Origin of the sequence: Swaminathania salitolerans, from assembly GCF_007988945.1 — a bacterium.
Taxonomy (GTDB): Bacteria; Pseudomonadota; Alphaproteobacteria; order Acetobacterales; family Acetobacteraceae; genus Swaminathania; species Swaminathania salitolerans.
In genome coordinates this window covers 652,454-677,875 of record NZ_BJVC01000001.1, presented here as the reverse complement: position 1 = coordinate 677,875, position 25,422 = coordinate 652,454, and the positions used below count along the sequence as shown (strand labels likewise).

At 62.8% G+C, this 25,422-nt stretch carries 22 protein-coding genes; 7 read left to right on the top strand and 15 right to left on the bottom strand.

Translation table 11 applies throughout. The features are described from left to right. Positions 1-50: 50 nt before the first annotated feature. Positions 51-803, top strand: a complete 753-nt coding sequence (locus SSA02_RS02750) for a competence/damage-inducible protein A (protein WP_147092359.1) — start codon at positions 51-53, stop codon at positions 801-803. Positions 804-987: 184 nt separating this feature from the next. Here the strand turns inward: SSA02_RS02750 and SSA02_RS02745 are convergent, their stop codons facing one another. The 3 genes from SSA02_RS02745 to SSA02_RS02735 are packed head-to-tail and all read right to left on the bottom strand — an operon-like array spanning position 988 to position 3,177. Further along, a complete protein-coding gene (locus SSA02_RS02745; RefSeq protein ID WP_147092667.1) occupies positions 988-1,944 on the bottom strand; it encodes an acetyl-CoA carboxylase carboxyltransferase subunit alpha in 957 nt (318 codons plus the stop codon). Positions 1,945-2,002: 58 nt separating this feature from the next. After that, positions 2,003-2,920 (bottom strand): tyrosine recombinase, encoded by a 918-nt coding sequence (locus SSA02_RS02740; protein ID WP_147092358.1) that lies wholly within the window; start codon positions 2,918-2,920, stop codon positions 2,003-2,005. A gap of 20 nt (positions 2,921-2,940) precedes the next feature. Next, on the bottom strand, positions 2,941-3,177 hold the full coding sequence (locus tag SSA02_RS02735) for a hypothetical protein (protein WP_147092357.1): 237 nt from the start codon (positions 3,175-3,177) through the stop codon (positions 2,941-2,943). A gap of 209 nt (positions 3,178-3,386) precedes the next feature. On the opposite strand from SSA02_RS02735, the gene aroB reads away from it, so the two are divergent. From aroB to SSA02_RS12660, 3 genes are all read left to right on the top strand, one after another. Next, positions 3,387-5,084 carry a 3-dehydroquinate synthase gene (gene aroB, locus SSA02_RS02730; protein WP_147092356.1) on the top strand — a complete coding sequence of 566 codons (1,698 nt, stop codon included), beginning with the start codon at positions 3,387-3,389 and terminating at the stop codon, positions 5,082-5,084. A 323-nt stretch (positions 5,085-5,407) separates the two neighbouring features. Continuing rightward, entirely contained in the window at positions 5,408-6,547 is a 1,140-nt protein-coding gene (locus SSA02_RS02725) for an OmpA family protein (protein WP_147092355.1), read from the top strand. Between the two features lie 205 nt (positions 6,548-6,752). Then, positions 6,753-6,896, top strand: coding sequence for a hypothetical protein (locus SSA02_RS12660; RefSeq protein ID WP_186807644.1), 144 nt, complete (start codon positions 6,753-6,755; stop codon positions 6,894-6,896). Positions 6,897-7,078: 182 nt separating this feature from the next. Here the strand turns inward: SSA02_RS12660 and SSA02_RS02720 are convergent, their stop codons facing one another. The 3 genes from SSA02_RS02720 to SSA02_RS02705 all read right to left on the bottom strand — a co-directional run bounded on the left by SSA02_RS02720 (position 7,079) and on the right by SSA02_RS02705 (position 11,125). Continuing rightward, a complete protein-coding gene (locus SSA02_RS02720; protein ID WP_147092354.1) occupies positions 7,079-8,641 on the bottom strand; it encodes a peptide chain release factor 3 in 1,563 nt (520 codons plus the stop codon). A gap of 104 nt (positions 8,642-8,745) precedes the next feature. Beyond that, positions 8,746-9,363 (bottom strand): 30S ribosomal protein S4, encoded by a 618-nt coding sequence (rpsD, locus tag SSA02_RS02715; RefSeq protein WP_147092353.1) that lies wholly within the window; start codon positions 9,361-9,363, stop codon positions 8,746-8,748. A gap of 349 nt (positions 9,364-9,712) precedes the next feature. Next, positions 9,713-11,125: an MATE family efflux transporter gene (locus SSA02_RS02705; RefSeq protein WP_147092352.1), complete on the bottom strand. Its 1,413-nt coding sequence runs from the start codon at positions 11,123-11,125 to the stop codon at positions 9,713-9,715. Between the two features lie 95 nt (positions 11,126-11,220). Between SSA02_RS02705 and cysS the strand changes: the two genes are divergently transcribed. Genes cysS through gloA2 form a run of 3 tightly spaced genes read left to right on the top strand, consistent with a single transcriptional unit; the run spans position 11,221 to position 13,755 of the window. Further along, a complete protein-coding gene (gene cysS / locus SSA02_RS02700) occupies positions 11,221-12,588 on the top strand; it encodes a cysteine--tRNA ligase (RefSeq protein ID WP_147092351.1) in 1,368 nt (455 codons plus the stop codon). Then, a complete protein-coding gene (locus SSA02_RS02695; RefSeq protein WP_147092350.1) occupies positions 12,585-13,370 on the top strand; it encodes an RNA methyltransferase in 786 nt (261 codons plus the stop codon). The genes cysS and SSA02_RS02695 overlap by 4 nt, the downstream gene beginning before the upstream one ends. Positions 13,371-13,374: 4 nt before the next feature. Further along, a complete protein-coding gene (gloA2, locus tag SSA02_RS02690) occupies positions 13,375-13,755 on the top strand; it encodes an SMU1112c/YaeR family gloxylase I-like metalloprotein (protein WP_147092349.1) in 381 nt (126 codons plus the stop codon). A 73-nt stretch (positions 13,756-13,828) separates the two neighbouring features. Here gloA2 and SSA02_RS02685 read toward each other — a convergent pair whose 3' ends face one another. The 9 genes from SSA02_RS02685 to SSA02_RS02645 all read right to left on the bottom strand — a co-directional run bounded on the left by SSA02_RS02685 (position 13,829) and on the right by SSA02_RS02645 (position 25,282). Next, positions 13,829-15,328 carry an MFS transporter gene (locus tag SSA02_RS02685; RefSeq protein ID WP_246103569.1) on the bottom strand — a complete coding sequence of 500 codons (1,500 nt, stop codon included), beginning with the start codon at positions 15,326-15,328 and terminating at the stop codon, positions 13,829-13,831. A gap of 174 nt (positions 15,329-15,502) precedes the next feature. Next, positions 15,503-16,372 carry a DUF4349 domain-containing protein gene (locus SSA02_RS02680; protein ID WP_147092348.1) on the bottom strand — a complete coding sequence of 290 codons (870 nt, stop codon included), beginning with the start codon at positions 16,370-16,372 and terminating at the stop codon, positions 15,503-15,505. A gap of 346 nt (positions 16,373-16,718) precedes the next feature. After that, positions 16,719-17,234 (bottom strand): gluconokinase, encoded by a 516-nt coding sequence (locus SSA02_RS02675; RefSeq protein WP_147092665.1) that lies wholly within the window; start codon positions 17,232-17,234, stop codon positions 16,719-16,721. Positions 17,235-17,239: 5 nt separating this feature from the next. Further along, entirely contained in the window at positions 17,240-17,953 is a 714-nt protein-coding gene (gene rpiA, locus SSA02_RS02670) for a ribose-5-phosphate isomerase RpiA (RefSeq protein WP_147092347.1), read from the bottom strand. 1 nt (position 17,954) lies between these two features. Continuing rightward, entirely contained in the window at positions 17,955-18,695 is a 741-nt protein-coding gene (pgl, locus tag SSA02_RS02665) for a 6-phosphogluconolactonase (protein ID WP_147092346.1), read from the bottom strand. A gap of 18 nt (positions 18,696-18,713) precedes the next feature. Next, complete coding sequence (locus SSA02_RS02660) at positions 18,714-19,577, bottom strand: Cof-type HAD-IIB family hydrolase (protein WP_147092345.1); 864 nt, start codon at positions 19,575-19,577, stop codon at positions 18,714-18,716. Between the two features lie 71 nt (positions 19,578-19,648). Further along, a complete protein-coding gene (zwf, locus tag SSA02_RS02655; RefSeq protein ID WP_147092344.1) occupies positions 19,649-21,196 on the bottom strand; it encodes a glucose-6-phosphate dehydrogenase in 1,548 nt (515 codons plus the stop codon). A 131-nt stretch (positions 21,197-21,327) separates the two neighbouring features. Beyond that, complete coding sequence (gene gnd / locus SSA02_RS02650; protein WP_147092343.1) at positions 21,328-22,323, bottom strand: phosphogluconate dehydrogenase (NAD(+)-dependent, decarboxylating); 996 nt, start codon at positions 22,321-22,323, stop codon at positions 21,328-21,330. 91 nt (positions 22,324-22,414) lie between these two features. After that, complete coding sequence (locus SSA02_RS02645; RefSeq protein ID WP_147092342.1) at positions 22,415-25,282, bottom strand: bifunctional transaldolase/phosoglucose isomerase; 2,868 nt, start codon at positions 25,280-25,282, stop codon at positions 22,415-22,417. Positions 25,283-25,422: the final 140 nt, after the last annotated feature.

The window sequence follows — 25,422 nt, the reverse complement described above, 5'->3', positions numbered from 1 at the left end:
CTCTGTATGGTTGTCGTCATCTACACAGTTTGAAATAGGAGAAGCCTGTCATGCCCGCAACAGCCTGTCTGCTCGTGATCGGCAATGAAATCCTCTCCGGACGCACGCAGGACGCGAATATCCGCTTCATCGCCAGCGGTCTGGCCGAGGCCGGCATCGCGCTGGAGGAAGTCCGGGTCATACCGGACAGGACGCGCCGGATCGTGGAGACCGTGACGACCTGCCGCGCACAATTCGATCATGTCTTCACGACGGGCGGAATCGGCCCGACACATGACGATATCACCGCCGCCTGTGTCGCCGAGGCCCTTGGCGTTCCGCTGGAAATCCATGAGGAGAGCTACCGGGCTCTGGAAACCTATCTCGGGCGGGAGAAGTTTAACAAGGCGCGTCAGCGTATGGCGATGCTGCCGCGCGGTGCACGCCCGATCCCGAACAGCGTCTCGATCGCGCCCGGTTTCAGCATTGCGAACGTTCATGTCATGGCAGGCGTGCCCGCCATCATGCAGGCCATGTTCCGCGCGCTCATACCCACGCTGGAGGGCGGCGCGCCCTTGTGCTCGGTGGCGTGGCACAGCGATCTGCGTGAAGGGACGCTCGCGGAGGGGCTGGAGGCGCTACAGAATGCCTGTCCTTCGCTCGATCTCGGTTCCTACCCCTTCGACCGGGCAGATGGCCGGAAAGGCGTGACGCTCGTCGCCAAGGGATATGACCGGGATGCGATTGCCGAAGCGGGAGAGAAGATCAGGGCGCTGATCGAATCGCTCGGCGCGGTGCCGGTTGCGGGAGAGCCGAGCCCCTGAAAGCAGGATAGCGCGAGCGGGATGGCCCGGGTCTGCAAGGGGCACCGGGCCGAAAAATCGGCCCGGAGGATCGTCGCGACCGGGTTCTGTGGGCGAAGCCGGAGCCATCGCTCCGGGCGAAGAGAAGAGACCCGGAAGGAAAGAGGGACAGGCGGCGTGCGACGGGGCGCAGACCCGACCTGCCTCAGAGCGCGTCCCTGCCCATGGCCAGGAACTTCTCCCGCCTCTTTGCCACCAGATTTTCTCCATCGAGCGGCAGCAGCTCCTTGAGCACTTCGTCGATGGCATCGCCCACCGAAGCGATCGCCTCGGAAGGGAAACGCTGCGCGCCGCCGATCGGCTCGGGGATGATCCGGTCGATCAGCTTGAGCTTCAGGAGATCCTGCGCCGTGAGCTTCAGGGCCTCGGCGGCGGTGGAGGCCTGTTTCGGGTCGCGCCAGAGGATCGACGCAGCCCCTTCCGGGGCGATGACCGAATAGATGGAGTGTTCGAGCATCAGAACCCTGTCGCCCGCGCCGAGGGCAACGGCGCCGCCCGAACCGCCTTCACCGATAATGGTGGCGATGAAGGGAACGGGCGCTCTGAGACAGCAATCGGTGGAGCGCGCAATGGCCTGGGCCTGACCGCGCTGCTCTGCATCGATTCCCGGCCATGCGCCGGAGGTATCGATGAAAGTCAGGATCGGGAGACCGAAACGACCGGCAAGCTCCACGAGACGCTGGGCCTTGCGGTAGCCCTCGGGCTTGGGCATGCCGAAATTGTGACGCAGGCGCGATTCCATGTCGAAGCCGCGCTCGGTGCCGATCACGACCACGGCCTGACCGCGGAACCGTGCCAGGCCGCCGACGACGGCCTGATCGTCATGACCGAGGCGGTCACCGGCAAGCGGCGTGTATTCCTCGAGCAGGGCCTTGAAATAATCGAGCGCGCGCGGGCGCTGCGCATGACGGGCGACCGAAACCTTCTGCCAGGGCGTCAGCTTGGTATAAGCGGCCCGAAGCTGCTTCTCCGCCTTGTCGGAGAGCTTGCCGATTTCGTCGGCGATGTTGATGCCTTCGCCGTCCTTCGCCATCTGGCGGAGTTCGGCAATCTTGTTTTCAAGCTCGGCAACCGGCTTTTCGAAATCGAGATACTGACGCATGACCCGCCGATAGCACGCCTCACCGGCTTTCAACAATCCGTTGCGTTGACCGTTGCGTTCAGCCCGTAGCGTTCTGCGAGAGCGGGTGATGCGTTTCGAGAACCTGCCTGAGGCGCGCCTGCATCACATGGGTATAGATCTGTGTCGTCGCGATGTCGGCATGACCGAGCAGCGTCTGGAGCGCGCGCAGATCGGCACCGCGTTCGAGCAGATGCGTCGCAAAACTGTGACGAAGCACATGGGGAGAGACGAGAGCGGGATCGATCCCGGCATGCAGTGCGGCCTGAGCGAGGATCTTGTCGAATCCCTGACGGGTCAGGGGACGGATCGGATTACGCCCGGGGAAGAGCCAGGGCGTCTCGAGATCGCGATCGTGGTCGATGAGGGCGAGAGCCGCAGACCGCGCGCCGGACGATATCGGCACGAGACGCTCGCGCCCCCCCTTGCCGCGCACCATGACCATCGGCGTATCGCGGCGGAACAGGGCCACCGGCAAGGCAAGCAACTCGGAGATACGCAAGCCGGTGGTGTAGAGAAGCTCGAGCGCCGCGCGACAGACCAGCGCGCGCCGCTCGTCCTCATAACCGCGGCATCCATCCTCGATCAGCGCCGCGACCTGCGCCTCGGAGAGAAGACGGGGCAGAGACGCGGCAAGACGCGGCATCTGTATGCTCTCGGTAGGATCGCTGCGGCACCACCCCTCTCTCAGGGCAAAACCGTAGAATTGCCGCAGGCAGGACAGGCGTCGTGCAGCAGTCCGGGCGGAAAGTCGCCTTCTCGCCTGCTCAGCGCCATAGGCGGTGACATATCCGGCATCGATCTCGAGCAATGTCGGAGCGGATCCCGGCCGGGGTCCGGGGCGACGGATGAACCGCACGAAATCCGCGAGATCGGCCGCATAGGCGGCGCGGGTTCTGGGTGCTGCGTTCCGCTCCGCCGCCAGCATCTCGAGAAAAGCCTCCGCCGCAGGGGGCAAAGACTCTCCCGGCTTCACGATCAGTGCTGCTGCTGTTGCAGCATCGGCGCAGCCTTCGGCTCCGGCATGGCCGGCAGGCTCGCGCCGCCCTGCCGTGACTCGCTCAGCGCGAACCGGGCCCCCGGCAGATCCTTGTGAACCACGGTCTGGACAGGAAGCGGCGGATTCATGCCAAGCTTCAGAAACGCGCCACCGAGCCCGAGCGCGAGCAGAAGGACGAGGGCAACGGCAATCCGCGGAAAACTCAGATTGGACATGCAGGCTCCTAGTTGTGAACACCGATCTGGAGAGCGCCCAGTGGAACGGGCGGACCAGAACGGGCGGAGTGTGACGGGCGCATTGGAACAGGGGCAGCAGATCGGCCGCGACCTGATCGGTGGCAGGTCGTTGTCCTGTATGTTAGCCTTGCCGGATTGTCACGCCCAACTGTGATCACGCCACCATCCTGACCGACTGAAACCGAACCATGTCCGATTTGCCTGATCCCCTGCCGGGATCGGTCGCCGCCATCTCTTCCGCTCCGAGTGGAATCGCCCCGAATGGAATCATCGTGCTCGTCGGCCTGATGGGCGCGGGGAAAACGACCATCGGTCGCCGTCTCGCCGCCCGTCTCGGACTCGATTTCGTCGATGCGGATCACGAAATCGAGCGCGCTGCGGGATGCACGATTTCCGAGATATTCGCCCGCCATGGCGAACCGGCTTTCCGCGACGGCGAGCGCCGTGTCATCCACCGCCTCCTCCAGGGAGGGCCCAAGATCCTCGCCACCGGCGGGGGCGCCTTCATGGACCCGCAGACGCGTGCGCTCGTACGCAGCCGGGCGCGCTCCGTCTGGCTGCGCTGCCCCCTGCCCGTCCTGATCCGCCGCGTCTCGGGACGCGCGGGTCGACCGCTGCTCGAGGCGGGCAATCTCGAGACCACCCTCGCTGCGCTTCAGGCGCAACGTCATCCACTCTATGCGGAGGCCGATATCATCGTGGATTGCGGAGACGACAGCATCGAACACGGAACCCAGCGCATCATCGATGCCCTGGACTCCTATGCCCACCCGGTGACGGTACCCGTCACCCTCGATCATCATCGCTACGACGTGGTGATCGGCGCCGGGCTGATCGAACGGGCCGGCGCCTGGCTGGCCCCGATCCTGCCCCAGAAACGCGCCGTGGTGATTACGGATGAAACCGTCGCCGCCCTTCATCTCCCACGCTTCATGGCATCCCTAGAGGAAACGGGAATCGATGCGCGCGCCTTCGTCGTCCCCGTCGGGGAAGGTTCGAAATCACTCTCGCGTTATGCCCGTCTCGTCGATGACATTCTCGCCCACGGCATGGAACGCAAGACGACCGTGATCGGCCTCGGCGGAGGCGTCGTCGGCGATCTTTCCGGATTCGTGGCGTCGAGCCTGCTCCGTGGGGTTCCGTTCGTGCAGATCCCCACCACCCTGCTCTCGCAGGTGGACAGCTCTGTCGGTGGAAAGACGGGGCTGAATGCCTCGAGCGGAAAAAACCTCGTGGGCGCCTTCTATCAGCCCCGCATCGTGCTCGCCGATGGCGATGCACTCGCGACACTTCCACGCAGACAGCGCGTCGCAGGCTATGCGGAGATCGTGAAAGCCGGGCTGATCGCCGATCCCGAGCTGTTCTCCTGGTGCGAGGCCAATGGTGCCCGCGTTCTGGATGGCGACCCCGCGGCACTCACGGAAGCCGTGCGCCGGGCCTGTGCCTTCAAGGCGCGGGTCGTCATGGAAGACGAGCGCGAGACCGCCGCCCGGGACGGGCGCGCCCTGCTCAATCTCGGCCACTCCTTCGCCCACGCGCTCGAGGCGCATTTCAACTATGACGGACGCCTGCTGCATGGCGAGGCTGTCTCCATCGGCCTGGGCCTTGCGGCCTCCCTTTCCGTCGCGCTCGGCCATGCGCGACAGGAGCTCGGCGACCGGATCGATCGTCATCTGCGCATGCTTGGCATGCCGGCCGGGCTCGACTGGTTCGACGCCCCTCTCAGCGCGAGGGAACTGATCGGTTACATGGCACGTGACAAGAAAATGCAGGACGGACGGCTCTCCTTCGTCCTTCTCCGGGATATCGGTGCCGCCTTCACGAGCAATGACGTCGATATGGACCGGGTGACGGAGGTGCTGCGCCGCGCCGGGTGCGAAGCGTGATTATATCGTGACGATTCGGTAGAGCGCCCGGAAAAATCCGCAAAGGGATTCGCCCGGATCCTCACGATCCCTTGATGATACAACATACGAAAAATCGCTCTAAATGAGCGCGTTGCATGAGAATTAGTTAATGGGCCGGAATGAACTGTTGCAGTTTGGACACGGTTAATTCGTCCAATCGTCAAATACCTAGGGAACTCACTTCCTGAACCGGAACCGACGGCTCTATACGCACTTATGCATCGCGCTGGGCCTGTTGTTGCTTCACTCCTCCGGGAGGGGTTCGGCAGGCTCGAATGGATGAATTAATGAGGACGAAACTTATGCGTCTCCGCACGGCACTTCTGGCCATGACGTCGATGGCAGCCGCCCCGACGATCGCAATGGCGAGCACCATCACCGGCCCGTATGTCAATATCGGCGGTGGCTACAATCTGGTTCAGAGCCAGCACGCGAACTTTGCCCCGACCACGATGGCCGATGGTGGCACTGTTGCTTCCGGCAGCAAGTCGCGCTTCCGCCACAAGGACGGCTTCACGGGCTTCGGTTCGTTCGGCTGGGGCTTCGGCAACGGCCTGCGCGCTGAAGTCGAGGGTGTTTACAACTACTCCCAGATCAACCACCGTCGTCCGACCTTCGCGAACGGCTCGACGAGCGGCTCCGACCAGTCCTATGGCGGCTTCGTCAACGTTCTGTATGACATCGATCTGGCCCAGTTCGGCATCAACCTGCCGATCACGCCGTTCGTCGGTGTCGGTGCAGGCTATCTGTGGCAGCACTACAACCCGATCACCACGGCCTACACCAATGGCGTGACCAACCGCGTCGGTGGCACGAATGGCGGCTTCGCCTATCAGGGCATCGTCGGTGCGGCATACGATATTCCGGGCGTCCCGGGCCTCGCGCTCACGACCGAATACCGCATGATCGGCCAGACCTTCCAGAACGGCGCCTACCGCTCCACGACCTGGAACTCGTCCGGCATTCACAAGGGTAACGTGAATTTCGATCACCGCTTCAACCACCAGTTCATCCTGGGTCTGCGCTACGCGTTCGACACCGCGCCGCCGCCGCCGCCGCCGGCTCCGGTTGTCGTGCCGCCCGCACCGACCCCGGCACGCACCTATCTGGTGTTCTTCGACTGGGACAAGTCCAACCTGACCGGCCGCGCTCGTGAGATCGTCGCCCAGGCAGCCCAGGCTTCCACGCACGTCCAGACGACGCGCATTGAAGTCAACGGCTACACGGACAACTCCGCAGCCCATCCGGGCCCGCGTGGTCAGAAGTACAACATGGGTCTGTCGATCCGTCGTGCACAGTCCGTCAAGGCTGAGCTGATCCGTGACGGCGTCCCCGCCGCTGCGATCGACATCCACGGCTATGGCGAACAGCACCCGCTGGTCCCGACGGGTCCGAACACCCGCGAGCCGCAGAACCGTCGCGTCGAAATCATCCTGCGATAATCTCGACCGACCGGGAGAGGGGCAACCCTCTCCCCTGTCGCAAGAAAAAAGGCCCTGGCGGTTTCGCCACGGGCCTTTTTTCATGCGTGTTTTCCTGCGCGTTTCCACGCGTGGCAGCCATTCGCTTTACGCCCAGCTCCGCGGCGGCGACATGCCGTATTGAGAAGACCTGAGTTCAGATTTTTTCAGCAGGACAAGTTCTACGATGGCACAGGTCTATCACGCGGGCGATATGCCAGCGCTGCGCAACTCTTCCCTGACGGCTCGTACGGGAAGCTTCTATCTCACCCTTGCCGCCACCGGCGTGAGCTTTGCAACACTCGCGATTGCAACTCTCGCGATGATGTAAGTCGCAACCCCTCCCCGGGAAACGATCCCTGTTCCGGGATCGCTCCCGGGAAAGACCGCTCTTCCATGCCCTTCCGGGCGGCCACTTTCTTGTCGGGTATCTGACAGGGAAGCGTAGCTTTCGAACGATCCCTGCCCCACGAGACGCGCCTACTGCCGCATGAGCCGTCCGTGTGGTGTCATTCAGTTGCTCAGACCGATCTGCTTGATGTCGTGGAACCCGAGTTCCGGATTCATCTCCACCATGCGACGCATCATGAAAGCAGAGCTTGCGAGAAACACCGGATCGCCATCCAGATCGTCCGCCATCGCCGACCGGTTGGCGAGCGAGAACGTCTCGACCCGCGTGCGCTCACCCGTGACCCAGCGCGCAATGGTGAACGGCGTGGACTCGAACCCGATCGCAACGCCGTATTCTCCCTTCAGGCGGGACTGAAGCACGTCGAGCTGAAGCGTCCCCACGACGCCGACAATCGGCGACAGACCGTCCTGGGGCCGAAAGAGCTGCACGACCCCCTCTTCCGCGAGCTCGACGAGCGCCTGACGCAGTTTTTTCGCCTTCATGGCATCGTCGAGCCGGACGCGCCGCAGGATTTCAGGAGCGAAATGCGGCACACCCGTAAAGCGGAGTTCCTCCTGTTCGGAAAGCGTATCTCCGATGCGCAATGTCCCGTGATTGGGCAGCCCGACAACATCGCCCGCAAAGGCTTCCTCAGCGAGCTGCCGGTCTCGCGCAAAGAAGAACTGCGGCGTGTGAAGCGCAAACTGCTTGCCTGTGCGCACATGCTTGAGGCGCATGCCTCGGGTCAGACGCCCGGAGCAGATCCGGGCGAAAGCCATGCGGTCGCGGTGATTCGGGTCCATATTGGCCTGGATCTTGAAAATCAGCGCCGTGACCTGCTCTTCCTCGGCACGGACTTCGCGATGCTCGCTCGGCTGGGCACGGGGTGCCGGGCCATAGGCAACCAGCGCATCCAGAAGATCGGTCACGCCGATTTCCTTCATGGCGCTTCCGAAAAACACAGGAGTGAGATGGCCTGCATCGAAGGAATCGCGATCGAATTGCGGAAGAGCGGCTTCCACCAGCTCGAGATCCTCCGAGAGGGCGATCATCCGCGGCTCGGATTGCGGGAAGGCGGCAGCCTCCCCACGGATCTCACGCGTACGCAGGTCGTAGGTTCCGGCAAAATGGGCGGCGCGCCCGATGGGCCAGGTGGCAGGCGCGGTATCGAGCGCCAAAGTCGAGGCGATCTCGTCGAGAAGACCGAAACAGTCCTGCGCCTCGCGATCCATCTTGTTGATGAAGGTCACGATCGGGATATCGCGCAGCCTGCAGATCTCGAAGAGCTTCCGTGTCCGGTCCTCGATTCCTTTCGCCGCATCGATCACCATCACGGCGCAATCCACGGCGGTCAGCGTGCGATAGGTGTCTTCCGAGAAGTCCTCATGGCCGGGCGTATCGAGCAGATTGAAAACGCAGCCGCCATATTCGAACGTCATGACCGAGGTCACGACGGAAATGCCGCGATCGCGCTCGATTCCCATCCAGTCGGATTTCGTCCGGCGCCGCTCCCCTTTCGCACGCACGTTTCCGGCGAGCTGAATGGCACCGCCCGCTCGCAGGATGCGCTCGGTCAGGGTGGTCTTTCCCGCATCCGGATGGGAGATGATGGCGAAAGTCCGGCGTCGGCGTATCTCGCCAGAAAGACCGGTGGCGGAAACGGAAGCGGACGCGGCTTCGGACATCGGGAATACCCTTCAGAAAACAGTTTGGGACCGGAAACGACAAATGCCGGACCGGGGCGACCCGATCCGGCATTGGCCAGAAACACCCGGTTGGGAACCGGCGTTTAGCGCGAGTAGAACTCGACCACGAGGTTCGGTTCCATCTGCACGGGATAAGGCACGTCGGAAAGACGCGGCGTGCGGATGAACTTGCCCTTCATCTGGCGATGATCGACCTCGATATATTCCGGCACGTCGCGCTCGGCGGACTGTGCTGCATCGAGAACGACGGCAAGCTGCTTCGACTTCTCACGCACTTCGATCACGTCGCCATCGCGAACGAGATAGGACGGGATGTTCACCTTGCGACCGTTGACCGTCACGTGACCGTGGCTGACGAACTGACGGGCGGCGAACGGCGTGATCGCGAATTTGAGGCGGTAGATCACCGCATCGAGGCGACGCTCGAGCAGATCGATCAGGTTCTCCGAGGTGTCACCCTTGCGACGAACGGCCTCATCGTAATACTTGCGGAACTGCTTCTCGCTGATATTGCCGTAATAGCCCTTCAGCTTCTGCTTCGCCATCAGCTGGATCGAGAAGTCCGAAGGCTTCTGCTTGCGGCGCTGGCCGTGCTGACCGGGGCCGTATTCCCGCTTGTTGACCGGCGACTTGGCGCGGCCCCACAGGTTGACGCCCAGACGGCGGTTGATTTTGTACTTGCTCTCTTGGCGCTTGCTCATCTGCAAGAACTCGCTTCGATTTCGGGCTGTCCAGTGCTGCGCGACGGCCTCTTGTTGCGCCGGTAGGCCTCTCCCCGGATTGGAAGAGACGGGCGCACACCTCTGACCGCAATCTCGGGATGCAGAACCCGGTCCGATTGCGGCCGGTCTGTCCACGTTCCCGGCAATAGCGGCGGTGCGTAAAGAAGCCACCGCCTCCTGTCAATCGAAAAGACGTGCGCCAGAGCTGCAGAGACAGGCGCTGCAAAGACCGGCGCTGCCCGGACCGGCGCTGAAGGGACCGGCGCTGGAGGGACCGGAGCGGTATGGCCCGGAGCGCTGTGGCCCGGAGCGCTCCGGATGAAGCCAGTCAGGCGAAGACGGGCGCCGCCACGGCACTTCTGTTTTCCCGACGCAGGATCAGGAACAGCCTTACGGACAGGATCAGCGAGAGAAGCCCGAGACCGCTCGCCAGACCGACCCAGAGGCCCACGGCACCGAGACCGCGATGAAACGCCAGCCAGTCCCCTCCGAAGATCGCGACCGGCACATAGGTGGCGATCATGAAAACCATCGGCATGAACGTATCGTGACACCCGCGCAGCGCGCCCGAACACACGCATTGCACACCGTCCAGAATCTGGAAGAGTCCCGCGATCCTGAGCAGGGTGGCCGCAAGCGGAATCACGGCCGATGCATCGTGGCTCGCGGGGTCGACATAAAGGCGCGCGATCTGCTCGGGATAGGCGAGAAGAATGAACGCGGTAAAGCTGGTCCAGCACAATACGAGCAGGATCGCGCCCAGAACGGAGCGTGTCGCGGCGCCCGGTCGCCCCGCACCCAGCCAGTAGGCAACGCGTATATTGACGGCCTGGGACAAGGCGAGACTGATCATGAACGCCGTGCTCGTGACGCTGAGTGCGATCTGATGCGAGGCCGAAGCCACCGCCCCGAGCGCGCCTGCATGGAGTCCGGTCATCTGGAATGCGAGAAGCTCCGCCCCGGTAGCCCCCATCATGGGCAGACCCAGCCGGAGCATTTCACGGATCGCCGCCGGATCGGGGCGCGTCAGCCTCAGATGGGGACGCAGATGCGCCTGTCGTTTCGCAAGGACGAGAAGCAGGAGCGCCACCGACCATCCGGTGACGATGGTCGCGCTGGCCGATCCCCAGAGCCCGAGCGCAGGCAGCCCGAAATGACCGTGTATCAGGCTGGCATTCAGCACCCCGTTGAGCACGGCCATGCCCGGCATGGTCCAGAGCAGAAGCCGCTCGGCCCCGAAGGCAGGCAGGACGATCCGAAGCAGCCCGATGATCACGAGATTCGGCACGAGCGCCCAGAGAAGCAGATGCATGAACCGGCTTCCCTGACTCACGATAAAAGCCGGCTCGTCGAAAAAGGAGAGGAGCGGACCGACAGGCAGGAGAATGGCGAGGACCGGAAGACACAAGAGAAGCGCCAGAACCACGCCGGAGGTCACGATCCCCGAGAGATCCTCCAGATCGCGCCCGGCTGAATAGGCTCTCCCCCGCGCCCGGGCGATCAGGATGCTCGCCCCGCCAAGAGCGGCCTGAAACGTGATGAAGGTGCAGAAAAAGAGATTGGTGGTCATGCCGCCCACCGCAAGCGCCGTCGCGCCGAGCCCGCCCAGAAGAACGGTATCGGTGACGTTCATCGCCATCTCGCTCAGCTGCGAGAAGCTCAGGGGCGCGGCAATCCGTATGAGCGCACGCAGATGCAGCCCGCGCGGCGGCGCTTCGGAAGGAAGACTGTTATCGGCCATGCGCCCTTCTGACAGCACTCACGCCCCAAAACCAGCGTCGATAACGGCAAATTAGAGTTGCACCGGGGACGGGGCTGTCGCATCTACTCTCGATCATGGCCTCCCCTTCTCATTCTCTTTCGCTGCATGACAGCCAGACCCGGCAGAAACGGGTATTCACTCCGATCGATCCGGAGAACGTGCGTGTCTATTACTGCGGCCCGACCGTCTATGACGCGGTCCATATCGGCAATCTCCGCGCGATGCTCAGCGCCGATATTCTCGTCCGGCTCCTGCGCTGCCTGTATCCGCACGTCACCTTCGTGCGCAACATCACCGATGTGGACGACAAGATCACGGCCCGCGCCCGTGAAAACGGCGAGACGATCGGCGCGCTGACTGCCCGGACGACGGAGATCTTCCACGAGGACGTGGCCGAGCTGAACATCCTTCCGCCGGATGTCGAGCCCCGCGCAACCCATCATATCGACGACATGCTGGCCATGATCGACCAGCTCGTCGCCAGCGATCACGCCTATGTGGCAGAGGGACACGTGCTCTTCGCCGTCGATCGCTGCGCCAGCTATGGCGCGTTGTCCGGGCGCAGTCCGGAGGATCTTCTCGCAGGCGCGCGGGTCGAGGTCGCTCCCTACAAGCGTCATCCGGGCGATTTCGTCCTGTGGAAACCCTCCTCGGCCGATCAGCCCGGCTGGGACAGCCCCTATGGACGCGGGCGGCCGGGCTGGCATATCGAGTGTTCGGCCATGTCGAGACGCTATCTCGGCGAAAGCTTCGACATACATGGGGGCGGAGACGATCTCATGTTCCCCCATCACGAGAACGAACGCGCGCAATCTCTCTGCTGCGCGCCAGCGAGCGGCTTCGCCCATACCTGGCTGCATAACGCGATGCTGCTCTCGAACGGCGAGAAGATGTCCAAATCCCTGGGCAATTTCTACACCATCAGACAGGTGCTCACCCGGGCCCCTGCCGAGGCGCTCCGCCTCCTGATGCTCGGCACGCATTACCGCTCGGTCCTCGATTTCACCTGGGAAAAACTTGAGGAGGCCAAGCGAACGCTCGACCGGTTCTATCGCGCGCTCGAGCGGACCCCTCCCCTGGCCGAAGTCGAACCCGCCTCGTCTCTTTGCGCCCCGTTCATGAACGCCCTGTGCGACGACATGAATACGCCGCTCGCCCTGAGCTGCCTGCATCCGCTTGCCGATGCGGCATTGCAGGGCGATCAGGCCGCCTCCGATGCGCTCAGCGCATGCGGGCGGCTCATCGGCATACTGACCCGGTCTCCCGATCTCTGGTTCCGCTCCGGCGCGGACGATACGGCGATCGAGGCGCTCATCGCACAACGGGCCGAAGCGAAGAAGGCGCGGGATTTCACCACTGCGGATGATATACGCGCCCGGTTGTCCGAGCAGGGCATCCTTCTCGAGGATACCGCCTCAGGAACGAGCTGGAGGCGCGCATGACCGGTCGCGATGGCGGCGCCGATATCGGGCCGATCGGTGCTTTCAGCCCGGTGGTCATCCTGGTGCGTCCCCAGCTTGCCGAGAATATCGGCACCACGGCGCGGGCCATGGCCAATGGCGGCCTCTTCCATCTGCGTCTCGTCGCCCCGAGAGATGGCTGGCCGCAGGAGCGGGCCTGGTATGCCTCTTCGGGCGCCGATCGCATTCTCGATGCGGCACAGGTCTTCGACAGCGTCGACGAGGCGGTCGCCGACCTGCATCACGTCATGGCAACCTGCCCGAGACCGCGTCATATCGTGAAAACGGTCATGACCGCACGCGGGGCGGCTGCGGAGCTGCGCGCCATCTCGAGCCGGGGTCTGCGGGCCGGACTTCTGTTCGGACCTGAGAGAGCGGGGCTCGATAACGAGGACATGGCGCGGGCCGATATCCTGATCCGCTATCCGCTCAATCCCAACTTCATGTCGCTCAATCTGGCTCAGGCCGTGCTGATCATGGCCTATGAATGGTGGATGGCCTGCGAAACCACACCGCCCAGAACCCTGATGACGAACGAGACCCATGTCGCGACGAAGGGTGAGCTCGAAAACTTCCTCGATCATCTGACCCGCGATCTCGACGCCTGCGGTTTCCTGCGCAATACCCAGAAGCGCCCGGGAATGGTCCGCAACCTGCGCCACCTGTTCCAGCGCGGCGAAGTGACCGAGCAGGAGCTGCGCACGCTGCATGGCGTGGTGACCGAATTGTCGAATGGCCGGAAAGCCCGCCAGAAACAGGACTAGCAGGATGTTCCAGAACATTCATCACGTTGCGATCATCGCGTCCGACTATCAGAAATCGCGCAGCTTCTACACCGAGATGCTCGGCCTCAGGATCATACGCGAAGTCTGGCGCGCCCAGCGCCAGTCCTGGAAGTGCGATATCGCGGTCGGCAACACGCAGATCGAGCTCTTTTCCTTCCCGACACCGCCGAGCCGACCGTCGCATCCCGAGGCGGCCGGATTGCGACATCTTGCCTTCACCGTGGACGATATCCAGGCAACCGTCGACCATCTTGCTGCCAACGCCATAACCTGCGAACCGATCCGCACGGATCCCTATACCGGAAAGCTCTACACCTTCTTCTCCGACCCCGACGGGCTTCCCCTGGAACTCTATCAGGGCTGATCCGCGCCGGAGCGGACCGGAACAAACCGGATTCCGTTTCCCCGTGCCATGCAGCAGCAGCGGGGATTTCGGACTATGCCTCGTTGAGCATCCCTGCCCCGGGACGGTAATATTGCGAAAGCGGAGGCGCGACCTCCTCCAGGGACCGGTTTTCGGCATCCACGCCCCATATCCAGGCCACGATACTCGCCACGATCATCAGCAGTGCGGCAACGCCATACCCCATGAGCAGAAGCGACAGACGCCCCGTGCCGATCAGATGGCCGAAAATGAGTGGCGCGGCGACACCGCCGAAAAGCGTGCCGACGGCATAGAAAATCGCAATGGCGAACGCACGCATCTCGAGGGGAAAAAGCTCGCTTGCCGTGAGATAGGCCGAGGACGCCGCAGCAGAGGCGAAGAAGAATATACCGCACCAGGCGAGAGTCTGGGTGGTCGCAGTCAGGATATGCGCCCCCATGGCCCAGGCGACCAGCCCCATCAATATGCCCGATATCGCATAGCTCGAGGCAATCATGCGACGTCGGCCCCAGCTATCGAAACCGCGCGCCAGAACGAGAGGACCGATGAGATTGCCCAGAGCCAGAGGCAGGATATACCACCCGACCGCCTCAGCCGGCACGTCGTGATACCGCGTGAGCACCATGCCGTAGGTAAAGAACACGGCATTGTACAGGAAGGCCTGTGAGATCATCAGAACCAGAACATAGAGCGAGCGGCTCCGGTAATGCCGCGCCATGATCCGGATCATGTCGAGAGGGCTGAATGCTCCGGCGGGGTAGATCAGCACCTTGTGCAGAGGCTGCCCCCTGCCCTCCGCGGGCGCGGGGCAGCGCGCCTCGACCCTGGCCACGATGGACTCGGCCTCGGCGACGCGACGATGCGTCATGAGCCAGCGCGGACTCTCCGGCACGAAAGCCCGGAGGAGAAGCACCGCAACGCCAAGCAACGCCCCCAGGGCGAAAGCCAGCCTCCAGGCGAGCCATACCGGGATGAGACCTGTATTGAGAAGCCACACTGAACCCAGAGCGCCGAAGGCCGCACCGGCCCAGAAGGTTCCGTTGACCATGACATCCACACGCCCGCGCAGGCGCGCGGGAACGAGCTCGTCGATTGCCGAATTGATGGCGGAATACTCTCCGCCTATGCCCATGCCCGTCACGAAGCGCGCGATGGCAAAACTGCCCAACCCCCATGAAAGCGCAGAAGCACCGACACCGACGACATACAGGGCGAGGGTGAGGAAAAAGATCTGCTTTCTGCCCAGACGGTCCGTCATCCATCCGAATATCAGCGCACCGAGCACCGCTCCGGCCACATAGGCCGAAGACGCAAATCCGATACCGTCGGCTGAGAGCCCGAGCGTATCGCCGCGCTGTAGCGACGGGGCCAGCGATCCTATGACCGTGACCTCCAGACCATCGAGAATCCAGGTGATACCCAACGCCATCACGACGAGCATGTGGAAACGCGACCAGGGCAACCGATCGAGCCGTGCGGGAATATCCGTCTCGAGAGGCGCCCCGTGCGGATCCGGAGCATGGGAACGGGGACTATCGGGGATGGCTGTCATGGCGCGCGTCTCTCCTGATTACCGATCTTTCATCTTCTTGTCATTTCTGACGCATCAGACGCAATCCGGTTCTCCGATCCGTCGTATGAAGACGCCGATGCAGCGACCAGACGGATCCTGCCTGCGATCGGGGGCATGGCCTCAGTCCAGAACCGCACGACCTCATGAGCGACCTCATGGTCCCGGGCGGAACCACCCGCGCCTGAGCGCGAGACGGATGAACACCAGACCGAGCAGGACGAGAGGGAGCCAGGGAATGGCGGTCATGACGAAGGTGAGGACATCGGCCGCGCTCGCGAGCAGATCGCGCCCCATTTCGCGCCATGCCTCACGGAGCGGGCCGGTCGCGTGAAGACGCGCCGTATAGGTGAGATCGATCTCCTCGGTATCGACCCGGCGGCGGAGCTGGCTCTCCTGCCCCTGGATCGATTCGAGTTCGGACTGGACCTCCGACAGCTCCTTGGCAACACGGATCAGATCTTCCGCCCGCGCGGCGCTCTGCTTTTCGAGCACCTCGAGACGATCGCGATAGGCGGTGAGCTGAACGATGCGCCGCGCCACGTCCCGCAAGGCAGGCGCGAGATCCTCGGCATCGACCGATTGTCGTATCGCGTGGATCTTCTGCCCGGTTTCGCCGGGAAGCGGAGAGGCAGCAAGAGCAAGAAAGGCCGCCACATCCCGATGGGGAAGACGCAAGGTGATCCGTGCATCGCCTGCTTCCCCCTCATGGGCCATCTGCTGCGCGGAGATGAGGCTGCATTCGGAGGTTTTCAGGCAATATGTCCGGGCCCGCTCGAAATGAGGCGTGACCATCCCGTCAGACACGAGAAAAGACAGATCGTAGCGATAGGCGATTGCCTTTCCGTCGCGCACACCGGGACCGTCGCCCGCTGCCGCCCTGACCATCATGCCCCGGGCGAAGACGGCGGGCGGAATCGCGGCAGAAGATCCGGTTTCGCGATGGCGACATCCGGGCAGGCTCGTCACAGCCGCGACGGCGAGCGTGATCCCCACCCAGGAAAAGAGCCTGTTTCTTACGTTCATCGAGATCCCCGTGAATATTGCCGGATACAGGCCTCGGGGCACGGCACCGCCCGTGCCCCCGGCTTCGCAAACGCCCTTACCGGGTGCACGCGCCCCCCCATGTAGTCTCCGGTCACGCCGTCCGGTCCGGCCGCTTGTATCGGCTCATCATGGCGCCATTTCGTGACCCGGATAAGGCAAACCCGCAGAGGAGATGGCCCCGGGGTGGGGGGCGGGGCCAGCAAGAGTCAGGATCAGAGTGAGGGTCGGGGATAAAGGAAATTATCCCCAGTTCGGGGGAACAACCTTGCGGATCACCCTGTGCATAAACTGTTGATGGCAGGGGACAAGGTTGAAACTCCGGACATCATCCCCGGGAAGACGAGACCCGCCGGATCAGCTCGGCCATCACGACATCGGGCGTTCCGGCGCTGTCGAGCGTGATCACACGCTCGTCATCCATCGGCGGTTCGAGCGTCGCAAGCTGACTGGGCAGCAGGCTCGGCGGCATGAAATGCCCCATGCGATGCTCCAGACGCTCGGCGATCGTTTCTTCCGTCGTTTCGAGATAGACGAAGGTGACGACGAGACCCGAGCGCAACGTGTCGCGATAGGCACGCTTGAGCGCGGAGCAGGTCAGAACCCCGCCCGTCTCGGCATGGGCGGCAAGCCAGTCATGGCATAATCTGAGCCAGGGCGCGCGATCGGCATCGTCGAGAGGGATCCCCGCGTGCATCTTCTCGACATTGGTCTTCGGATGCAGATCGTCCCCCTCCTGGAAGGGCCAGCCGAAATGCTCGGCCAGCCCCTGCGCCACGGTCGTTTTTCCGCATCCGGAGACCCCCATGACGACATAGAGGGAAGGTGCGCCGCTTTGTGTCATGCCGCTCACAGGGCCAGTCTCCTCAATCCGCCGGTACCGGCAACGAGTACCTCTGTTGTCACATCGAGGAAAAGGCCGTGATCCACCACTCCGGTGATCGAGATGATCTGATCGGCCAGAGCACGGGGATCCTCGATACGCTCGTAATCGCAATCGATGATGATGTTGTGATTATCGGTCTGGTAGAGCGAGCCATCGTCGTTCCGGCGCGGCTGGCAATGTCTGGCGCCCGTCTTGCAGAGCAGATTCTCGACACGCTCCCATCCCCAGGGAATGATCTCGACCGGCACGGGCATATGGGTTCCGAGATCGTCGACGAGCTTGCTTTCATCGACGATGACGACGAAGCGACGCGCCGAAACGGCGACGATCTTCTCGCGAAGAAGCGCCCCGCCCCGTCCCTTGATCAGGAAGAGCGATCCGGCCTGCACCTCGTCGGCCCCGTCGATCGCAATATCGAGCTCGGGATCGTCCGAGAAATTCGTGATCGGGATCGACAGGGCACTGGCCTGGTTGGCGCTGGCCTCGGATGTCGGAATCGCGCGGATCCGGAGCCCCTCCTTGCGCACCCTCTCTCCGAGCGCGTCGATCATGAACTTCGCCGTGCTCCCTGTCCCGAGGCCGACCGCCATGCCGTCCTCGACATAGGAAACGGCCTTGATCGCGGCTTCGCGTTTCAGCGCAGCAACGCGCGCCTTGCTCTCTTCGCTCTCTGACATCCTACAGATCTCCCGCCGCGGCCTCGTCGGTCAGGAACGTGACATCCCCTTCCGAGGTGATATGCGAAGAGGGAAGCGCGTCCTCTCCCTTGCGTACTCGCGCCAGCATCTCGGCTTTGCCCGCGCCCTCGACGAGGAAGACGACGTGACGGCTCGAATGGATCGCCGGATAGGTGAGAGAAACGCGGTCATGCGGTGCATTGTCGGGCGTGCAGGCCGCAACCCATTTCTCGCGCTCCCCGAGGATCGGCTGACGTGGGAACAGGGACGCCGTATGGCCGTCCGGGCCCATGCCGAGCATGATCACATCGAAAAGCGGACGCCCGGGCTCGAGTACGCTGCCCCCGTATACCCGCTCGAGACTCCGCTGATAGAGCGCGGCGTCGTCCTCCGGCGTTCCGTCAGCGGGGATCGGATGGACGTTCGCGGGCGGAATGGCGACATGATCCAGCAGGAGCTGGCGGGTCATCGTATAATTGCTGTCCGCATGGGTGTAGGGCACATGGCGATCGTCGCCGAAAAAGATCTGTGTCCTGTCCCACGGGAATGTCTTCGCGAATTCGGGCTCGGCCATGATCTTGAAAAGACGCTTCGGCGTCGATCCGCCCGAAAGCGCGATCACGAACGGCCCGTCCTTCTTCGCCAGTGCCTCCTCGAGAAGCCAGCGAGCCATTTCACGGGCGACGGCCTCGCCATCCTTCAGAACGACCACTCGGGCTGATGGCACGTCATGTCCTGTCATAACTTCTCTTCCTTCCTCTCAGGCCGCTACCGGTGCTCTGGGCAGCACATAACGATGCATGGCTTCGGCCCAGCCCTCCGCATCGTTTCTGCCGGTCGTCACATGGGCATGGGCGCGCACTTCAGCGCTCGCATTGCCCATTGCGATACCGAGCCCCGCACAATCGAGCATTGGCACGTCGTTCGACATGTCGCCGATACAGGCGACTTCCTCCATCGAAACGCCCAGCCGCGCCGCAAGCTCCCGCGCGGCAAATCCCTTGTTGGCGTCACGATGGGTGATATCCAGATAATACTCCGAAGAGCGATGAACGCTCGCCTCTCCGCGCAGCATGGCACCGATCTCGATTTCCATCCGGGCAAGCAAAGCGGCATTGCTGCTCGCCGCCATGATCTTGCCGACGCCGCCCAGACAGGCCGAGAAATCGGGAACGACGGTCGGGGCGAGGCCCACGACCTTGCTCTCATGCGCCACATAGGGTGTGCCCGGGTCCCGAACCAGCCAGTCATGATCCCGGAAGAGCCATGTATCGATGGCATGCACGGACAGCACGTCACAGGCAGAGGCGACACAGGGTTCAGGAAGCACGAGATGGGAGAGGATCTCGTCATCCGCCGAGACGATCGCTCCCCCATTGAGGGCTCCGAACGGCGTCTCGAGACCGAGTTCGCGATGATAGCGTATCATGCCCCGCGCCGAACGGGAGCTGACGAGACAAAGCGCGATGCCGCTCGCCTTCAGCAGGCGTGCGGCCTCGATCGTCCCGGCGGAGAGCGTCTTGTCGGGACCGAGCAGCGTTCCGTCTATGTCGGAAACCACGAGACGGATCCGGGAGGTCATGGGCGGCAAGGCTGCATGGATCGCATCCAGATCGATCGTCATCTCGTGTTCCTTCTTGTTCAATCCGTCCGGGTCGTTCGTACCCGGCCCGACACGGGCCGGATCCTGCGCATTCAGTTGCCCAGATCGAGCCATCGACGCCCGTTGCGTGCGAGGAGTTCATCAGCCTCGCGCGGGCCGTCCAGCCCGGCGGGATAGAAGCACAGGGGCGACTTTTCTGCCGTGTCCTGCGCCAGGGCAGGCTCGACGATCCGCCAGCCCTCCTCGATCGTATCGGCACGCTGATAGAGGGTCTGATCGCCGATCAGGCAATCGTAGATCAGCGTCTCGTATCCGGTGCTCGGTCCTTCGCTGAACCAGTCCGAATAATCGAACTTCATCCTCACGCCGCCCAGTCGCACGGAGGGGCCGGGCACCTTTGCGGAAAACTGCATCGTCACGCCTTCGGTCGGCTGGATATGCAGTACCATGATGTTCGGCGTAAGCTTGTCGACCGGGGTATCGCGGAACAGGGCGAAAGGCGCCTGTTTGAAATGGATCGCGATTTCCGTCTTGCGACACCGCAACCGCTTGCCCGTCCGCAGATAGAACGGCACGCCCGCCCAGCGCCAGTTATCGATCCGCAGCTTCATCGCGACATAGGTTTCGGTCTGGCTGCCCATGGCCACATCGGGTTCCTCGCGATACCCGCGCAGCGCCTCGGCCTCGTCCCCGACGCCGAATGAGCCGCTGACATATTGCCCACGAACCACCTGCCCGAGATCGAGCGGCTGTATGGCGCTCAGGACCTTGGCCTTTTCGTCGCGAACGGCCTCGGCATCGAACGAGGTGGGGGCCTCCATCGCAACCATCGAGAGAAGCTGCATCAGATGATTGGGCACCATGTCACGCAGCGCGCCGGTGCTCTCGTAAAAGCGTCCGCGCCGCTCGACACCCACCGTTTCGGCAGCCGTGATCTGCACATGGTCGATATTCTGCCGGTTCCACAGCGGCTCGAAGAAGCCATTGGAGAAGCGAAGGGCCAGGATATTCTGGACCGTCTCCTTCCCGAGATAGTGATCGATGCGATAGATCTGGTTTTCATCGAGCGAGCGAAGGAGCCGCGCATTGAGCGCCTTGGCCGATTCGAGATCGGCGCCGAAGGGCTTCTCGATGATGACGCGCCGGGAGATTCCGTCATCCTGTTCCGCGAGTCCGGACTCGCCGAGCAGATCGACAATCGGCCCGAAGAAACGGGCGGCCACCGCGAGATAGAACACAGCAGAGCGTACGCCCAGCTTTTCCTTCAGTGCCTCGAATGTCGAAAGCTCCTCGAAGGAACCGCGCAGATAGGTGATGCTCCGGGACATGCGATCCCAGACATCCTGACGCAGCACCGTAGCACTCGTGCCGCGCTTGCTCACGAAATCGTCGAGCGCCGATTTGAGCTGGGCGAGAAGCCCCTCCGTCGTCATCTCGGCCCAGTCGACGACGATGATCGAGAAATCCTCGCTCAGCAGACCGGCAGAATCGAGATTGTAGATTGCGGGGATGAGCAGCCTTTTCGTCAGATCTCCGCCGCCACCGAAAATGACCAGCGATCCGGGCGGAGCGACCTTCACTCCCCTGGCTGTCTCTGGATTGGACAGCGATGCACGTGCTGAAGCGGAAACCTCGACCATATTCCGAACCTTTTTAGTCGTCCGATCTGGACCGGACCGACGCGCTTCGCCCGGCGCGGACGAAATGCCCCGACCCTCTTACCCTGTACAAGAAAAAGGGCCGGAACCAGTCTGGTCCCGGCCCCGATATGTCACTTCTTCTCGACGTGGCCGCCAAAGCCGAAGCGCATGGCAGAGAGAATCTTCTCTGCGTAGTTGTTACCCGTGCGCGACCGGAAGCGCGTGAAGAGCGACGCGGTCATGACGGGAACCGGCACCGATTCCTCGATGGCGGCTTCGATCGTCCAGCGACCTTCGCCGGAATCGGCAACCTCGCCCGAGAACTCGGACAGGGATTCGTTCTTGGCGAGCGCGTCCGCTGTCAGGTCGAGAAGCCAGGACGAGACGACACTGCCGCGACGCCAGACTTCGGCGATATCGGCCATGTTCAGGTCGAAACGCTGGTCTTCCTGGAGCGCGGGCGAGTTCTTGGACTTCATGACGTCAAAGCCTTCGGCGAAGGCCTGCATCATGCCGTATTCGATGCCGTTATGAACCATCTTGACAAAGTGGCCCGAACCGGCGGGACCGCAATGCAGATAGCCTTCCTCGGCGCGGGGATCGAGGCCTTCACGGTCGCGACCGATGGTACGGACGACATCGCCCTTGCCCGGCGCCAGCGCCTTCAGGATCGGATCGATATGATCGGTGGAGTCCTTCGTGCCGCCATACATCATGCAATAGCCGCGATCGAGGCCCCAGACGCCGCCCGACGTGCCGACGTCGATATAGTGGATGCCCTTTTCCATCAGCTCGTGCGCGCGACGGACATCGTCCTTGTAGTAGCTGTTGCCACCGTCGATCACGATGTCGTCCTTGCCGAGCAGGCCGCGCAGTTCCTGCACGCAGGCTTCGGTGATCTCACCGGCCGGCAGCATGACCCAGACGATCTTGCGCTCTGCCGTGAGCTTGCTGACCAGATCGGAAACGGAGTCCGCTGCGACTGCCCGGCCCTTTTCGGCACGGTCGAACGTCTTGGTCACGACTTCAGGCGTGCGGTCGAACAGAACGACATCATGACCGTGACGGGTCAGGCGCACCGCAATGTTGCCACCCATGCGGCCAAGGCCAACAATACCGATTTGCATCTCTAAAACTCCTGCACAGTGTTCCTGTGCCCTCTAACTATCACGTCAAAAAACAATCCGCCCCGTCGGAGCGGGGCGGATTGCGTCAGTCTCAGACGGCCTTCCCGATGACCGTCGCCAGCTCGGCGAGGCCAGCTTCGAGCGGTCCCTTGATATGGACCCGCAGGGCACGACGTCCGCGCTCGGAGAGCACATCGAAATCGCCGCGCGCCTGGGCGGCCTTGACGACGCCGAAGGTGAAGCGCTCGCCCGGAACGGCCAGATCGGCATGATCGTCAGCCGTGATCTGGAGGAACACGCCGCTATCGGGGCCGCCCTTATAGGCCTGGCCGGTCGAATGAAGGAAGCGAGGGCCGAACTCCGCCGCCGTTGCAACCTTGAGCTGATCGCGCAGATTCAGGCGCACGGCCTGGATCCACTCCCGCGTTTTCAGATCGCGCTCGATATAGGCGAGAACGCCCACATAGTCGCCAGCCTTCACACGGCCGAAATGCGCCTTGAGGATTGCGAGCGCATCGCCCTGACCCAGTGCCTTCGCATTGACGTCATCGGCAAAGAACTCGAACGCCCCCGAAGTCGCGAACGGCGTTTCGGGCGGCAGCTTGCCCGTCTCGTTGAAGGCGGTCGTGAGCTTCTTCGTCTCGATCTTGCTGAACTCGACATCCGGCTGATCGAACGGGTCGATCTCGAGAACCGAACCCGCGACGGCCGTGGCATATTCCCAGTGGAAGAATGCCTGGGCGATATCGAGCTTGTCGGCGAGATCGATCGTCACCACCGGCTCGCCAGCGGCGATCAGGGCAGCGATAGCCTTCTCCTGCTTCGGACAGGCTTCCCCTGTCAGGCGCAGATAGGCGAAGACGCGATCCTTGCCATAGACACCCGGCGCGCCCAGCGTCTCGTCGTCGATCGGGATCAGGCCTGTGCCCTTCTTTCCGGTCGACTCGGCGAGAAGCTGCTCGAGCCACGCCCCCAGATCGTAGATCGCGGGAGAGGCGACGATCGTCACCTTGTCACGGCCGAACTTCGTGGCTGCCGCGCCGAGAATGGCACCGAGCTGCATGGCGCCGTTATGGGCCGGCGGCGTGCTGGCCGAGGCTTCCTTGACGGAACGCAATGCGGATTCGAGGAAAGCACGAACGTCCAGACCGGCTGCTGCCGCGGGAACGAGACCGAAATTGGAGAGAACGGAGAACCGGCCTCCAATCTGCTTCTCGCCGTAGAAGATCTTCCAGAATCCGTCCTTCTTCGCCACATCTTCCATGTGGGAACCGGGATCGGTCACCGCCACGAAATGCTTGCCAGGTGCCGAACCGAGCGCCTTTTCGGCGGCTGCGAAGAAATAGGCCTTGAGGATATTCGGCTCCAGCGTGCCGCCCGATTTGGACGAGACGATGAAAAGCGTGTTCTTCAGATCGACCGCATTCTCGAAGGTCTTGACCTGCTGAGGGTCCGTGCTGTCGAGCACATGCAGCTTCGGGAAACCTGCGATCTGGCCGAACGTCTCGGCAATCACTTCCGGACCGAGGCTCGACCCGCCCATACCGAGCAGCAGAACATCGCTGAAGCCCTTGGCTTTCACTTCGCTGGCGAACGCCTCGAGTTCAGCGACATGAGCCAGACGCTCATCGACGATATCGAGCCATTTCAGCCATTTGGCTTCGTCGCCGCCCGTCCATACGGACGCATCCTTGGCCCAGAGCTTGCGACCCTTGCCGGTCTTGCGCCAGTCCTCGAGAACGGCGTCGGCAGCCGCTTTCAGATCGGCCGGAAGGTCGGCCTTCTGCTCGATCAGTCTGGACCCGAGAAACGTGGCCTGCTTGTTTGCTACCGCCCCGAGCAGCTGGTCGAAAGCGTCGCAGAACGAAGCGCAGCCTTCTGTTACAAGGGTCTTGGTCACGCCGTCGAGGTCGAGGCCGAGCCTGGCCTGCTGCTCGAGCACCTTGAACGCGTCATCCACATTCTCGGTCAGGCTGGCACGCAGCTTGCCGTGATCGCGGAAGGCGTCGAACGTTGCCGGCGGGATCGTGTTGACGGTGTCTTCTCCGATCAGCTCCTCCACATACAGCACGTCTGAGAAGGTCTTGTCCTTGGTGCCGGTCGAGGCCCAGAGCAGACGCTGCGGATTGGCACCGGCAGCAGCCAGCTTCTTCCAGCGCTCGCTCTTCATGACTTCGAGATAATGCTGATAGGCGACCTTCGCGTTTGCGATGGCGACCTTGCCACGCAGGGCTTTCAGCGCCTCGGCATCCTTGTCGCCTTCCTTGACGCGACGATCGATGGCACCGTCGATCTTGCCGTCGATGCGCGACACGAAGAAAGACGCCACGCTGGCGATCTTGCTGATATCCTTGCCCGCGGCATGGCGGATCTCGAGACCCTTGATATAGGCTTCGAGAACGTTCTTGTAGGCCTCGAGCGAGAAGAGCAGCGTGACATTGACGCTGATGCCTTCTGACGTCACTTCCTGGAAGGCCGGGATCCCCTCAGGCGTACCCGGGATCTTGATCATCAGGTTTTCTTCGCCGACGGCCGCCCAGAGACGACGGGCCTCATCGGCCGTAGCCTTGGTCTCGAACGCCAGATAGGGCGAAACCTCGAGGCTCACATAGCCATCGAGCCCCTTGGTCTCGACGAAGACCGGGTGCATGACCTTGGCGGTCGCCTTGATATCGGTGATTGCGAGCTTTTCGTACAGCTCACCGGGGGACAGGATTTCCTTTGCCAGCAGATCCTTGATCTGGGCATCGTAATCCGTGCCGTAACCCATGGCCTTTTCGAAAATGGCCGGGTTGGAAGTAACACCCCGCAGGCCATCCTCATCGACGAGCTTCTTGAGGCTGCCATCGGCAGTGTAGGATCTCTGAATGAAGTCCAGCCAGGGTGACTGGCCAAATTTGGAAAGGTCACGCAGCACGTTCGCGCCCTTCGCGGCGTCCGGCTTCTGATCGACGTCCATGACGTAACTCCTGTCTGTCCCTCTGACGGGCTTCTCATGAAGCCCCGTCGCAGCTCAGGCCGGTTTTCCGACCCTGACCTCGAAACGGGTGGTGCTACGAACGTGCGCGGCACCACCGGACCCGACCGTCGAGGCGAACG